General features: G+C 44.2%; 16 protein-coding genes. 3 read left to right on the top strand and 13 right to left on the bottom strand.

Annotation, left to right across the window (positions count from 1 at the left end):
- Nucleotides 1-16: 16 nt before the first annotated feature.
- Genes HUX64_RS03010 through HUX64_RS03000 form a run of 3 tightly spaced genes read left to right on the top strand, consistent with a single transcriptional unit; the run spans nucleotide 17 to nucleotide 2,887 of the window.
- Nucleotides 17-1,453 carry a glutamate-cysteine ligase family protein gene (locus HUX64_RS03010; protein WP_174624762.1) on the top strand — a complete coding sequence of 479 codons (1,437 nt, stop codon included), beginning with the start codon at nucleotides 17-19 and terminating at the stop codon, nucleotides 1,451-1,453.
- On the top strand, nucleotides 1,446-2,462 hold the full coding sequence (locus HUX64_RS03005; RefSeq protein WP_174624761.1) for a M14 family metallopeptidase: 1,017 nt from the start codon (nucleotides 1,446-1,448) through the stop codon (nucleotides 2,460-2,462). The genes HUX64_RS03010 and HUX64_RS03005 overlap by 8 nt, the downstream gene beginning before the upstream one ends.
- The gene (locus HUX64_RS03000; RefSeq protein WP_174624760.1) at nucleotides 2,459-2,887 is read left to right on the top strand and encodes a YcgN family cysteine cluster protein; all 429 of its coding nucleotides are present in this window, start codon (nucleotides 2,459-2,461) and stop codon (nucleotides 2,885-2,887) included. Before HUX64_RS03005 ends, HUX64_RS03000 begins: the two co-directional genes overlap by 4 nt.
- Before the next feature lie 4 nt (nucleotides 2,888-2,891).
- Here the strand turns inward: HUX64_RS03000 and HUX64_RS02995 are convergent, their stop codons facing one another.
- The 13 genes from HUX64_RS02995 to HUX64_RS02935 all read right to left on the bottom strand — a co-directional run bounded on the left by HUX64_RS02995 (nucleotide 2,892) and on the right by HUX64_RS02935 (nucleotide 14,172).
- The gene (locus HUX64_RS02995; protein WP_174624759.1) at nucleotides 2,892-3,179 is read right to left on the bottom strand and encodes a hypothetical protein; all 288 of its coding nucleotides are present in this window, start codon (nucleotides 3,177-3,179) and stop codon (nucleotides 2,892-2,894) included.
- Between the two features lie 65 nt (nucleotides 3,180-3,244).
- A complete protein-coding gene (locus tag HUX64_RS02990; protein WP_174624758.1) occupies nucleotides 3,245-4,204 on the bottom strand; it encodes a YVTN family beta-propeller repeat protein in 960 nt (319 codons plus the stop codon).
- A 9-nt stretch (nucleotides 4,205-4,213) separates the two neighbouring features.
- Nucleotides 4,214-4,777, bottom strand: a complete 564-nt coding sequence (locus HUX64_RS02985) for an SRPBCC family protein (protein ID WP_174624757.1) — start codon at nucleotides 4,775-4,777, stop codon at nucleotides 4,214-4,216.
- Between the two features lie 216 nt (nucleotides 4,778-4,993).
- On the bottom strand, nucleotides 4,994-6,439 hold the full coding sequence (sbcB, locus tag HUX64_RS02980) for an exodeoxyribonuclease I (RefSeq protein ID WP_174624756.1): 1,446 nt from the start codon (nucleotides 6,437-6,439) through the stop codon (nucleotides 4,994-4,996).
- A gap of 245 nt (nucleotides 6,440-6,684) precedes the next feature.
- Nucleotides 6,685-7,110 carry a CBS domain-containing protein gene (locus tag HUX64_RS02975; RefSeq protein ID WP_174624755.1) on the bottom strand — a complete coding sequence of 142 codons (426 nt, stop codon included), beginning with the start codon at nucleotides 7,108-7,110 and terminating at the stop codon, nucleotides 6,685-6,687.
- A gap of 92 nt (nucleotides 7,111-7,202) precedes the next feature.
- Nucleotides 7,203-7,316, bottom strand: coding sequence for a (Na+)-NQR maturation NqrM (gene nqrM, locus HUX64_RS20345; protein ID WP_425484240.1), 114 nt, complete (start codon nucleotides 7,314-7,316; stop codon nucleotides 7,203-7,205).
- Between the two features lie 428 nt (nucleotides 7,317-7,744).
- Entirely contained in the window at nucleotides 7,745-8,074 is a 330-nt protein-coding gene (locus tag HUX64_RS02965) for a DUF2845 domain-containing protein (RefSeq protein ID WP_174624753.1), read from the bottom strand.
- Between the two features lie 137 nt (nucleotides 8,075-8,211).
- Nucleotides 8,212-9,432, bottom strand: coding sequence for an NADH:ubiquinone reductase (Na(+)-transporting) subunit F (gene nqrF, locus HUX64_RS02960; protein WP_217426417.1), 1,221 nt, complete (start codon nucleotides 9,430-9,432; stop codon nucleotides 8,212-8,214).
- A gap of 13 nt (nucleotides 9,433-9,445) precedes the next feature.
- Nucleotides 9,446-10,054 (bottom strand): NADH:ubiquinone reductase (Na(+)-transporting) subunit E, encoded by a 609-nt coding sequence (gene nqrE / locus HUX64_RS02955; RefSeq protein WP_174624752.1) that lies wholly within the window; start codon nucleotides 10,052-10,054, stop codon nucleotides 9,446-9,448.
- A complete protein-coding gene (locus tag HUX64_RS02950) occupies nucleotides 10,054-10,734 on the bottom strand; it encodes an NADH:ubiquinone reductase (Na(+)-transporting) subunit D (RefSeq protein ID WP_174624751.1) in 681 nt (226 codons plus the stop codon). Before HUX64_RS02950 ends, nqrE begins: the two co-directional genes overlap by 1 nt.
- Before the next feature lie 3 nt (nucleotides 10,735-10,737).
- Complete coding sequence (locus HUX64_RS02945) at nucleotides 10,738-11,628, bottom strand: Na(+)-translocating NADH-quinone reductase subunit C (RefSeq protein ID WP_174624750.1); 891 nt, start codon at nucleotides 11,626-11,628, stop codon at nucleotides 10,738-10,740.
- Complete coding sequence (locus HUX64_RS02940; protein ID WP_174624749.1) at nucleotides 11,621-12,823, bottom strand: NADH:ubiquinone reductase (Na(+)-transporting) subunit B; 1,203 nt, start codon at nucleotides 12,821-12,823, stop codon at nucleotides 11,621-11,623. The genes HUX64_RS02945 and HUX64_RS02940 overlap by 8 nt, the downstream gene beginning before the upstream one ends.
- A complete protein-coding gene (locus HUX64_RS02935; RefSeq protein WP_174624748.1) occupies nucleotides 12,823-14,172 on the bottom strand; it encodes a Na(+)-translocating NADH-quinone reductase subunit A in 1,350 nt (449 codons plus the stop codon). The genes HUX64_RS02940 and HUX64_RS02935 overlap by 1 nt, the downstream gene beginning before the upstream one ends.
- Nucleotides 14,173-14,223 lie beyond the last annotated feature (51 nt).

Genomic DNA, 14,223 nt, shown 5'->3' with positions numbered 1-14,223 from the left:
TTACTCATGATAAATTATGGGGCAAGAAATTTCCTTATCAAAATTTGATACAGACGACTTCATACGTTTTCATCAAAAACTGGAGCAAGAGACCCTTTTGCTCAATTGTTTGATTGAGCAAAATGACTGCTCCCATCGCAAGCCGGTTGCCGGCTTCGAGCTGGAGGCCTGGCTGGTTGATCGCAAGATGCGGCCAGCCCCGATTAATGAACACTTTCTGGCTACGCTTAATGATCCGATGGCCTCGGCAGAGCTTGCCAAGTTCAATATAGAACTTAACAGCAATCCAGTTCCCCTGACAGGAGAAGTTCTGGGTTGCCTGCATCGGCAATTACAGACCACCTGGCAAAACGCCTATCGTCATGCTGAAAGTATGGACAGTAAAATCGTTATGATTGGCATCCTGCCAACCTTAAAGCAGGATGACCTGAATTTGGCTAATATGTCGGACATGAACAGATATCGGGCGCTGAATGAACAAATTCTGCATTCCCGCGCCAAACCAATACATATTGACATAAATGGCGCAGAGCATCTGAAACTTGATCATTATGACGTCATGCTGGAATCGGCGACGACCTCATTCCAGCTACATACCCAGTTACCGCTGGAAAGCGCCCATCATTTTTATAATGCATCGATTATTGCATCGGCCCCTATGGTGGCGTTATGCGCCAATGCCCCGTTTCTGTTTGGCAAAGAACTCTGGCATGAATCCCGAATTCCTCTTTTCGAACAAGCCATCGAAACCGGAGGATATGAAGGAGCAGCGCAGGGGCCGCTCAAGCGTGTCAGTTTTGGTTCCGGCTATGCCAGAAACTCGATAATTGAATGTTTCCAGGAAAATCTTGAGCATTTTCCGGTATTGTTGCCTGTGGATCATGATTCTGCTATCGAAGCTTTTGCACACTTGCGCCTGCACAACGGTACAATCTGGCGCTGGAACCGGCCTCTGGTTGGTTTTGACGAGGATGGCACTCCCCACATCCGAATCGAACACCGTACGCCCGCAGCAGGCCCTACCGTTATAGATGCAATAGCAAATGCTGCATTTTATTATGGCCTGGCACAGAATATTTGTACTGAAATCCTGGCCCGAGGATTACCGTTGCCTTTCGCTCAGGCAAAGGATAATTTCTATCAGGCTGCTCACTCCGGTTTGGACTGTAATATCATTTGGATTGACGGCAACAGGCATCGCCTGAAAGATTTGCTAAAATCAGAACTTTTGCCCAGAGCTGTTTCAGGATTAAAATCCTTAGGCGTTTCCCTTGCTGAAATTGATGACTATTTAGGCCTTATTCGGCAGCGCATCAACAATAAACAAAATGGCAGCTATTGGCAACGCCGCTATATCAGAGAATACAATCCGGATTTCACCGAAATGACGAGGCATTATTTGAACAACCAGAATCTCGGTAACCCTGTTAGTGAATGGATGTTCCATGCATAAACCGGGCCTTAAACAACTGGATTACTTACCGGAAGGTCTGCTGGAGGCAACTCATAAAACTCTGTATACTATTCTGCCCGAACCCACCTTAATCCATTTACCGGGCAAACAAACAGCGCCTTTATTTATCTCGGTGTTACTGCACGGAAATGAACCTACGGGATTCCAGGCAGTGCAATTACTGCTGCATAAGTATAAAGACAAACCCCTGCCGCGTTCACTGTCACTCTTCTTTGGCAATATAACGGCAGCCCGCCACGAGTTAAGAAGACATGACGACCAGCCGGATTATAACCGTATCTGGCCGGGTACTGAATTGCCGGATTGTGCAGAAACCGAGATGGCAAAAGAAATCGTCTCCATCATGAAAAAACGTAATGTTTTTGTCAGTATAGACGTGCATAACAATACCGGCATGAATCCTCACTATGCCTGTATTAACAAGCTCGATAATGAATTTCTGCGCTTGGCCTCTTTATTTGGACGATTGATTGTCTATTTTGTCCGTCCCAAAGGCGTGCAATCCGCAGCCTTTGCTGATCTATGTCCTGCCGTTACTCTGGAATGCGGCAGACCCGGTCAACAATATGGGATAGAGCATGTTCTGGAATTCATAAATAGCTGTCTGCATCTTAATGAATTGCCGCAGCACCGGGTTTTGGCCCAGGATATTGATCTTTTTCATACCGTTGCTCAGGTTAAAATACAGGAACAGGTAAATTTCAGCTTTAATCAGGCCGATAGCGGCCTTTTACTGAATGAAGACCTTGAGTGTATGAATTTTACCGAGATTTCCCCCGGCACCGTTTTCGGAACCTCAAAAAACATGAGTGATATGCCTCTTGTCGCTAAAGATGAAAACGGCATTAATGTCACTGATAATTTTTTCTCCTTGCAGAACGGGGACTTGCAAATAAATCGCCAAACCATGCCTTCCATGCTAACACTTGATGAGCGCATTATTCGGCAAGACTGCCTGTGTTATTTAATGGAAAGAATCCATTTATGAGCTTTTGGAAAACCAAGAAACTGCATGAAATGACTACTGGAGAATGGGAATCAATATGTGATGGCTGCGGCAAGTGCTGCCTGCATAAACTGGAAGATGAAGACACTGGAGACATATTTTTTACCAGTGTTGTCTGCAATCTGATCGATCTGAAAACCTGCCGATGCAGCCGGTATTCTGAACGCACCCGATTAGTCCCGGAATGTCTCGACTTAAAGCAACACGATTTTGCCGAATTTAACTGGCTGCCGGCAACCTGCGCCTATCGATTGCTTAGCGATGGTAAAGAGCTTCCCGGCTGGCATCCTTTGGTATCAGGAAGTGCCGGAAGTGTCAATGAAGCAGGTGTTTCAATCAGCAGCTACGCCATGAAGGAGTCGCAGATCAATGACCTGGAAGACCATATTATCGAATGGCTGGATTAGCCGGCTAGTCTTTGTCAAGCCATTCTTCAAGAGCCGCAATAATGCTTTTTGCTTGTTCTTTGCTGGAAATATTAAATTTTGATTTTTGCTGATACTCGCCATTTCGCTTCTGGTAACGGCGGATAGTGTATTTATCCGGCCCATACTCTTCCTTGGCGCGATTCCAATCCTGATAACGGTACATGACCGTTGCCCATGCCCCCTTGGTCAGCACTTTTTTATCCAGCTCCCTGACTGTCTCGATACCGCCATCTTCATATGCTACAGTCAATTCATCTACAGTTTCAGCCATATTATTCCTAAGTAATTAATTCAGTCAGCGGTTTATAAAAGCGCAGATTAGCTTAGTTGAGTTGACTATCTGGCAATAAATTGCCCGAATGCCCGACTGCCTTCGCCGGTTTTAATAATATCCGTCACTTGCATTGTTCTGGCGTCAATCACCGACACCGTACCATCAAACCAGTTAGCAACATACACATGCCGATCATCAGGATGCGTGGCAATGCCCTCAGGTTTGGCACCCACCTCAATCAGGCCGATTTCTTTTAATGTAGCCGTATCAATAACTGAAACAGAATCGTCATCCTGATTGGTGACAAACAGGCGGCTGTCATTGAGTGCTAAAGTTGCTGCATAAGGCCGCATATTAACTTTTACGGTGGCTATTGTCTTCATCCGGGCTGTTTCTAAAACCGTAACATCATCACTTTGTACATTGGCGATATAAATATACTCGCCTCTGCCGTCGATAGTCAGCCCGAAAGGATGCGTGCCAACCGGGACAGTATGTTTGACGGTCAGTTTATTAATATCAATCTTTGAAACTGAATTACTTAGCCGATTAGCAACATATAACCATCGATTATCAGGACTGACCACCAATCCGGATGGCGACTGCCCTACTGCAATAGTTTTAATTATTTTAAGACTTTCGGAATCGACCACCGAAACGGTGTTTTTATACCAGTCTGCGACATAAATCTGCCGGCCATGAGAGCCCGTGGCAATACCTAATGCTCCTTCAATTCCTGACACCTTGGCAGTGATTTTATGTTTTTTTGCATCTAAAACAGCAAAGCCCCTTGCTTCCGGAGTGCTGATATATATTTTATTCCTGTCAGGCGAAACCGCTATGCCGGCCGGTTTGCCGGTAATGACGACAGTATCACTCACCCTGTCCTTTTCGGTGTCGATAATTGAAACACTATTTTCCAATTGATTGCTGATGTAGGCAAAAGGGGCAGCCGCAAGTGAAGTCGCTAAACAGGCTGTAGCTACACCTGCCGCTACAGCCGTATATTTCCCTTGAAACACGTACAGATATTACTTTTCAGCTAAGGCTTTTAAGTTGGCTAAGCCCTCTTTTAAAACCGCTGTAACAGCTGTATTTGCCGCTTCTTCATTCATCTCAGGAGGTGGGTTATTGTTCATGTAGGCACGGTAATACGCTGCTTTCCAGCTTACAACTGAGCTGTTACCTTTTGATTCGACACCAATGCTTGCTGCATAGTTGTCTACCGGCAACACGGGCACTTTTTCTTCAGCTCCGGCATGCGTAATGGTTTTCGCGCTACTCATTTCAGTAATTTTATAAGCGTAAGACATTTTCTTGTCATCATACTTTTTTAATTCTTCAGTAATAGTGCCGCCGTTCTTCAAGGTCAAAACGCGGACAGCGCCTTTTTTATTGTCGCCCTTAACTGTTACGCTTTTTATGCCCGGATGCCATGACATATCGCCGAAATTTGCGATAATAGCCCAAACTTTTTCAGCAGGCGCATTGATGGTAATTTCTTCTTCCGCTTTTTGACGAACAGGGCCATGAGCACTGGCGGCAGCAGCAAACAAAAACATCAAGGCTGAAATAAATACCATAATTTTCTTCATCTTAACTCCTAAGGTAAATCTGTAAATATTAAACTAAAATAAACATTATATGATAACTGGGCAAAGCAAGCACCCGTTACAACATCTAAAACTCTATCGGGCAACTGATACCCATATTGTCCAGCGCGGATGAATTCTTAACAGGATTGATTTTTACAAGTCTGCAATACCCGATATTGAGGCAATATTTTAAGGTTCGCAAAGAACTTTCAGGCATTAACTTAAAATTCCGAGCTGGCGTATTTTCTCACTTGCATAAGCTTCCAGGGCATTGATAATGGTAGAATCAACGTTTTCTTTACTTTTAAATTTTTTTAATTGCATTAAATAATCTTCCAGGATAATTCCTGCTCCGCCCTGACCGCCTTTTAATCGATTTCTACAAAATTCATCCCATTTCAAGCGTTCATATATGTTCAGCGTTTCAGGATAATTACGGGCCCTGTACCTGAAAAGCATTTCAGCTAATCGAATATCACTGAATTGAAAAGAGGTTTTAGCTAATTGATCTGGAGACATAGCTCTGATTCTGGTCATTTTTTGCTTATCGGCGTCAGAAAAAAAACCGCCGCTATAAATGGCCAGATCCGGATCCGATTCGCATTCAGAATAGGCATGAGTAAAGACTGCTGATAATTTTTCGGCCAAGCCGGCTGCTGCCTTGATCTTTTCAATATTTGCCTGACAAAAAGCCAAATCAATTTCCAGCCTTTGCGCATCACACGGCCTGATAGCCGAAACAGGAGTTAATACCGGGCATTTGTTGAGATGTACTGTTTTTAACGGTATCCGTGCTATGCCGTCGGGCAGCTTATCCGTTGCAACAAATAGCCTTTGCTGAATTTCTTCCGCAGATAATGAGAGCATCGGTTCAGGATCGATAGACAGATCATAAACAATAATACCGTTGGTATTGGCGGGATGACGGCAAAGGGGAAGCACGATAGCCAGACAGTTTTTTAGCGCCGGGTATTTTCCTGAAATATGGATGACCGGCTGGAAACTGCCAAGCTGGAGCAAGTTAGCAGCTTCAGTTTTAGTACGATGCTGCCATAGGAACTGGTAGAGTTTTGGCTGGGCGGCCTTGACCAATCCAGCTATGGTTATAGTGGCATAAACGTCTGAAAGCGCATCATGCGCAGTTTCATGGGCTATGCCATTGGCTGCGGTCAATTCTTCCAGTTTAAAGCTGGGGCGTCCTTCTTCATTGACCGGCCAGACTAATCCTTCAGGACGCAGTGCTCTTGCCGCTCTGACAATATCAATGATATCCCAGCGCGAGTTGCCATTCTGCCATTCCCGCGCATAGGGATCATAAAAATTACGGTAAAGGCAGTTGCGGGTTATTTCATCATCAAAGCGCAGGCTGTTAAAACCAAGCGTACACGTATTGGGCGGAGATAACTGCTGATGAATTAATCTAATAAACTCTGCTTCACAAACGCCTTTCTGTTCAGCAAGTTGAGGGGTTATGCCAGTAATTGAACAGGCTTCCGGATGAGGTAGATAGTCTGCTGGCGGCTTACAATAAATTACCAGAGGGTCATCTACAATAGTAAAATCATAATCGGTGCGAACGCCGGCAAATTGCACAGGCCGATCTCTTTGCGGATCGGTACCGAAGGTTTCGTAGTCATGCCAATAAAATGTTTTATTAGTCACGTACTACTTCCCTAAAGACAATGAGTATGGCGGGCGCCCAACAAAATCTTATCAGGCAAAGTGCTATTTTTTGTGAAATCCGGTTTTATAACAAGCTGGGCTGAAAGCCATCCAGTCTCGATAATCTTACCTATAAATTGGGAGGCTCTTTGTATTTTCTTTAACTTAAGCGAGTTTTATTTTCTTGAGACCAGCTGGCTTCTTGAAAAGTGCTATGACCCAAGGCTACTAGCGGGAGGCTATTGCTACTCCATATTGCCTCGCTCTCGATGCTGTCCAGCGATTGCGATCAACGCCCTTAGGACATCCGTTCGGCTAATAACCCCGACAAAGTCCGTATTCTTGAATACCGGAAAACTTCTGATTGGGGACTTCTGAAATTTTTCGGCAAGATCTACAATAGTGGCATCAGCATCAATCTTTATGATTTCTTCGGTCATATATTCCCCCACCTTTCCGCTCATGCTTTGATTATAGACACTTTGAACCACTACTCTCATGCTGTCCTTTTCAGAAAACATGCCCAGCAAGTGTCCGCTTGAATCAATTACCGGAGCACTGGTTATTTTATGATCCAGCAGTTTCTTTATAGCATCAATAACATCCGTATCTCTAGTAAGTGTAGTTAATCTTTTTGCCATGTAATCAGCAACAGTAATTTTCGCCAGCATAATCAACTCCTTCTTATTTTCATTATTATTGTAATAACATCATCTATTATTGATCATCCATAAATATTGCGGATATGCCTGGAAAAACAAACTTAAGCGCTACCCTCAGCTTCCATTTTCTTCCTTTTATCACATTTTTTTATACAAACGCAATTCTCATTACTTATACCGCCACATGATCCTTTTATAGTTCGTCGGCCGAACATAACACCTATTGCCATGAATATAATAACAATAAGCATGAAAACAAAAGTCACCAGAAAATAAGTCATAATGCCACCTTTGCAAGGTTAATAAAAGCTGTGTAAAATTAATGCAAGCCGCCGTAGTTTGCACAAAATGTTTATGCCTGGTAATAAAATAATGTCGCGATATAACTCCAGGCAGGCAATTAAACCCCCTTAAGCGTTAGACGGTTATACCGCTTAAGTTCGATGGATGTTTACAGGCATTGCTTTTTGCTTATGCCACAAGATGTTTTTACTCTTAAACTAACTTTGATTGAAATCCCAATATTTTCTCATCACTCTCTATTCATGAGCAATCATAGCCAGTTATAAAAATATAAAACACGCTCCACTTTTAAACTCATTAAACAAGCCAGCACAAATTTCGACTCCAGGCCGACTTCGAATTAATCCCCTCGCCCTAAATCTCTAATCTCTATCAATTGTCCATTTTCAAAACGAAGATATTGCCGCAAGCGCGAAGAGCCAAAGTTGTAAATCCATTCTTCAACCTGAACTTCTTCGTATTGTTGCAAATCCAGGGTTCGATTTGGATGATGCAAAGTAATACCTTCTATTTTAGTACGAAGAGCCACGGAATCCGGTTCGCCACATTTCGCATATACCTCATCTTTATAATCACCCACATTCACCAATGAATGCCCACACCGTAATGCTGATGCCGTACCGGAAAAAAGCAGACACAGCAGCGAAATCCATAAGTTTACGTGTTTCATAAGTTACGATTCCAGAAGAAAGGGGAAAAGCGGAATCGCGCGCATTACTGTGTGCCTGAAGTTTTTCGCGGAAAATAGTTAATCAAAGGCCTCGCCTGGACATACTCTCCAGAAAAGCGGGAGAGATTAACTGTCAGCTAACCGCCAAAGTCATCCAGCATGATATTTTCGGGCTCAACGCCGTTGTCCATTAGCAGGTTTATGACTGATGAGTTCATGATCGGAGGTCCGCACATGTAAAACTCACAATCTTCAGGCGCTGGATGGTTTTTTAAATACTGTTCATAAAGAACATTATGGATAAACCCGGTATAACCCTCCCAGTTATCGTCAGGCAATGGATCTGATAGAGCCACATGCCATTCAAAATTGTCGTTTTCTTTGGCCAACATATCAAAATCTTCCACATAAAACATTTCGCGCTTGCTTCGCGCACCATACCAAAAGGTTATTTTACGTTTGGTTTTCAATCTGCGTAACTGGTCAAAGATATGGGACCGCATAGGCGCCATACCTGCGCCGCCGCCTACAAAGACCATTTCCGCATTAGTGTCTTTGGCGAAGAACTCACCATAAGGCCCTGAAATAGTACACTTATCGCCCGGTTTCAGTCCAAAGATATAAGACGACATAATACCGGGAGGAATATTATCTGGGGCACCGGGAGGAGGGGTGGCAATACGTACATTCAGCATAATTTCCTTTTCTTCAGGATAACTTGCCATTGAATAAGCGCGTAAAGTCGGTGCTTTTACATTAGAAACATAACGCCATAAGTTGTGTTTATTCCAATCTTCCCGAAATCGTTCATCAATATCAAACTCGCTATATTTTGCTATGTGCGGCTGGCATTGAATTTGAATGTAGCCCCCGGCCCGATAATTGATTTCTTCTCCTTCAGGCAACTCCAGAACCAGTTCCTTAATAAAGGTAGCGACATTATTATTTGACTTGACGGTGCATTCCCATCTTTTAACACCGAACACATCGTCTTCCACTTCGATGTCCATATCATGTTTTACCGTAACTTGACACGAAAGACGTTCACCCAGGGCTGCTTCACGTTTAGTAATATGATTCAGTTCAGTAGGTAAAATTTCTCCACCGCCTGAATGTACTTTTACTTTACACTGGGCACAGGTGCCCCCACCGCCGCAGGCCGATGAAACAAACAATCCGTGATCGGCTAAGGCAGTCAAGAGTTTTGCTCCTACGGGTACGTGGATTTTCTTTTCTTCATTGATAAGAATCTCAACATCGCCGGCAGCAACCAGTTTACTTTTAGCTCCGATAATGACAAAAACCAGTGCAATCACGAAAGCCGTGAAAATAATAATCCCTAATACAATTTCCAGCATTTACTATACCTTCTTAAAGTTGGATTCCAGAGAAAGCCATGAAGCCAAGCGACATCAGGCCCGCAGTAATAAAGGTAATACCCAGACCTTGCAAGCCGGCCGGTATATCACTGTATTTCAGTTTCTCGCGCACACCGGCCATAACTGTAATAGCCAATGCCCAGCCTAAACCGCTGCCGATGCCATAAGTGACACTTTCGCCGAAATTGTAGTCACGCTCGATCATAAATAAACTGCCGCCTAAAATAGCGCAGTTCACCGTGATTAATGGAAGAAATACGCCCAGCGCAAAATATAAGGCGGGGAAAAACTTGTCCAGGATCATTTCCAGAATCTGAACCAAAGCCGCAATCATGCCGATGGAGCTTAATAAGGCTAAAAAGCTTAAGTCAACGCCGGTAATGCCCATCCAGGATAAAGCATCTTCCTTTAACAATGTATGATAAACAATATTATTGGCCGGCACAGTAATGGCTTGTACCACCATTACCGCCACGCCTAATCCCATAGCGGTCGAAATTTTCTTGGAAACTGCTATGAATGTGCACATTCCCAAAAAGAAAGAAAGTGCCAGATTTTCAATAAAGACTGCTTTTACAAATAAGCTGACATAAGCTTCCATTAGTGAAGGCCTCCTTCACCATGAGCAATAGCCATGATTTTGAAGTCTACTTTTTCAACTTGCTCAGGCTTCCATTGACGGACCGCCCAGATGATCATGCCGATAATAAAAAAAGCGCTGGGAGGCAATAGCATCAAGCCGTTTGGGTCATACCATCCGCCATCCTTGGCAAGCTTGAAGACTTCGACGCCGAGCAGTTTGCCGGAACCCAATGTTTCTCTAAAAAATGCCACGATAATCAATATCAGGCTGTACCCCAGGCCGTTGCCGATACCATCCATAAAGCTTTCTATAGGCGGATTTTTCATCGCATATCCTTCAGCCCTGCCCATCACGATACAATTGGTAATAATCAAGCCGACAAATACCGATAGCTGCTTACTGACCTCATAGGCAAAGGCTTTCAATATTTGATCAACTACAATAACCAGAGAAGCAATTATGGTCATTTGCACAATAATTCGAATACTGCCTGGGATATGATTTCGAATTGAGCTGATTGCCGCGCTGGAAAATGCAGTTACCAATGTCAACGCAAGCGCCATGATGAGTGACGTTGACATTTTTGAGGTGACCGCTAATGCCGAACAAATCCCCAAAACCTGTAAAGTAATAGGATTGTCATTGACCAGCGGTGTAGTCAATACTTTTTTTGTTTCGCTATTTAATACTGCACTCATGATTTAGCCCTCTTTAGTCGTTCTTACTTTACCCAGATACCGTGCAAAACCTTCCTTGCCCATCCAGTATCTGATCAGATTAGTTACCCCTCTACTGGTTAACGTGGCGCCGGCCAAGCCATCCACCTGATATTGAGAGCCGGGCTTACCAGGCTCTACAGTTCCTTTAACCACGCTTAAAGCCGGTTCTCCGGAGCCTGCATCATCTATGGCGCCTTTCTCTAAATAAGGTTGATCGGTTTCGGCATAAACTTTCTTGCCTTTCCATAAAGCGCGCCAGTTCGGGTTAACTACCTCTCCGCCCAGTCCGGGAGTTTCAGCCTGATCGTAGAAGTTAATGCTTTGTACAGTTTGCCCGTCAGCATCCAAGGCCAGAAAGCCGTATAAAGTTGACCACAAGCCATACCCGCTTACCGGCAGAATAATCGATTTAATGGCATCGCCTTCCTTGACCAGAAAGACTTTAGCGAGCTTGGCTTTTACCCTGATATGCGCAATGTCCTTGTCCTTGGGAATGGGTACACTCTGCGCAGGATCTTTAGCCGCTTTGCGTTGATCATATTCGGCTGGACTTATATCTTCAACATAATCGCCGGTCTCAAGGTTAATGATTTTCGCTACAATTTTTTCTTCAAATGCCTTATCAATATCCTTGCCTTCCTCTAATAAACCGGCAACCTCAAGAATATTTTTTTTCATGTCCAGATCTTTGTTGTAAACCTGCAGGGGTTTTAAGGCAACAGCAGAAAATGAAACAAGAATTGCGCAAATAAAGCAGAGAGAAAGGGCGATGGCAATGGTTTTTTCCAGGCTATCGTTACCTAAAGCGAGAATTTTATCGCGGTAAATTTTAAACTTTTCGTAATGCTCCCACAGCTTGTCTTTATTAAGCATGGCGTTTTATCCTTCTTCTGATATTGGCCTGGATGACAAAATAGTCAATCGTAGGCGCGAACATATTGGCAAATAAAATCGCCAGCATAATACCTTCCGGAAAGGCGGGATTGACAACCCGGATTAAAATCGTCATGGCTCCCACCAAGCCGCCAAACAGCCAACGGCCCGTATCAGTCATGGCAGCACTGACAGGATCAGTTGCCATATAGACCATGCCAAAGGCAAAACCGCCGGTAGCAAAATGCCAATACCAGGGAAACGCAAACATGGGATTGGAATCACTGCCGATTATATTGAACAATAAGACAGTAGCCAGCATTCCTATAAATACGCCGCCCATAATCCGATAGGAAGCAACACCTGTATACAATAAAAATGCCGCGCCGATCAAAATGGCCAAAGTTGAAGTTTCACCGAGGCAACCCGGCTCAAAGCCAAAGAAAGTTTGCGCCCAACTGTAGTTAGCCGCATGCACCGCATCGAGCCCGCCATTTGCAGCCAGACTTAAAGGCGTAGCGGCAGTATAGCCGTCGACAGCCACCCAGACCGAATCCCCGGAAATCGTAGCGGGATAGGCAAAATATAAAAACGCCCTGCCCGTCAAAGCCGGATTCAGAAAGTTTTTACCGGTTCCGCCAAACACTTCCTTTCCGATCACCACACCGAACGAAATACCCAGCGCAACCTGCCATAAAGGCATATTCGGAGGCAAAATCAACGCATATAGCATTGAAGTAACCAGAAACCCTTCATTAACTTCATGCTTGCGCACGGTCGCAAACAGCACTTCCCAAATGCCGCCAACTGCTATGGTCGTCAGGTAAATCGGGAAAAAGTACAGCGCGCCGTGAACCATGCACGAAAATGGATTGGCCGGGCTATACCCGAATAGTGCCATGGGCATGCTGCGCCAGTTATTTATTTTATCCAGACCCATGGCTTCCATGGCCAGATTAGCCTGATAACCGGTGTTATACATGGCCATTAACACACAGAAAAATGTTGCTACTACCACAAAAGTCATGGTTCGCTTCAAATCATTGCCATCACGAACGTGAGTAGCACCGCGCGTTACTTCAGCGGGCGTATAGATGAACGTATCCACCATTTCATAAAGACCGAAGTATTTTTCAAACCTCCCGCCTTTTATAAAATGCGGTTCTATGCTATCTAAAAAATCTCTAGCCGACATTATCCTTCCTTCTCAATTTTAGTTAAATTTGCTCTCAGAACCGGGCCGAAATCATGTTTCCCGGGATCTACAAAAGTAAATAAGGACATATCTTCCTCATCAAGTTCAAGACATCCCAACAATTGAGCCTGATCCGAGTCGCCGACTATCAAGGATCTAAGTAACGGTGTGGATAAAATATCCATAGGCATTACCGTTTCATATACGCCTACAGGAACTATCGCCCGGTTACTTCCATTCTTGTTTGTTGTTAATGGAAATTTTCGATGTTGCTTACGATCGAGGCTGGACATATAAACATTAAGAGCCGAGTATTTATCTTTTCCCGGAACAATCCAGCCCAATAATTCACGCGCGCGTCCTTCCTGTAGCACGGAAATCTGATTGTCATACCAGCCTAAATAGCTTGCCCAACCAGAAGCGCGATGTCCGTACAACACTGAACCGGAGATCACGCGATTTTCCACATCCTCCAATTCACCTTTCACCAGATCATCAGTATTCGCACCGGCATGCGTTCGAATTAATCTGGGATTTTTGACGGTAGGCCCAGCCAGCGAAATCACTTTTTCAACATTTAGATTACCTGTGGTAAACAAGGCTCCTATTGCCATAACCGCCTGATAATCCAGATACCAGACAAATTTATCTATACTGACAGGATCAATGAAGTGAATATGGGTACCAGGCAGACCGGCAGGATGCGGCCCGGAAAATTCAGCGGTAACTACAGCAGCAGAACCGGTTGCTATATCAGCACCAGCCGCTTTGCAGACATAGGTTTTGCCGTCAGTCAGCTTAGCGATAACTGATAAACCATGCGCGAAATCACTGCCGCGATCCTTAATGATCACTGCCGGATCCGCCGCCAGCGGACTGGTATCGATAGCGGTAACAAAAATAGAACTGGGCTTGCTATCCACAGCCGGAATTTTGCCGTAAGGACGTGTGCGCAGAGAAATCCATAGCCCGGATGCCAACAAATTACTTTTAATCTGTTCAGGAGTTAAATTATCCAGTTCAGAATCACTGTATTTGGCGAATGATTCCTGTTCGGTTCCTTGAAGTTCAATAACTACGGAATGCAAAACCCGCTTGGCGCCGCGGTTAATGGATTTAACAATCCCAGCCCCCGGTGAAGTAAAGTTTACGCCGGGATTTTTCTTGTCGCTGAACAGTATCTGACCAAGTTTAACTGTATCTCCTTCACTGACCATCATGGTAGGCTTCATACCTACATAATCCATTCCCAGAAGCGCAACCGACTTCACTGGCTTGCCCTTGTCAATAACCTGTTTAGGCTCCCCGGTTATAGGTATATCCAAACCTTTTTTAATAGTAAATTGCATAGTTGATAAGCCTGCTCTTTAAACACAATATGGCAAAACCTTTCTCTTGCT

Origin of the sequence: Candidatus Methylobacter favarea (assembly GCF_902806695.1) — a bacterium.
GTDB classification, from domain to species: Bacteria; Pseudomonadota; Gammaproteobacteria; order Methylococcales; family Methylomonadaceae; genus Methylobacter_B; species Methylobacter_B favarea.
Note: the sequence above shows the minus strand (reverse complement) of the source record. Positions and strands in the feature narration are given on the sequence as shown.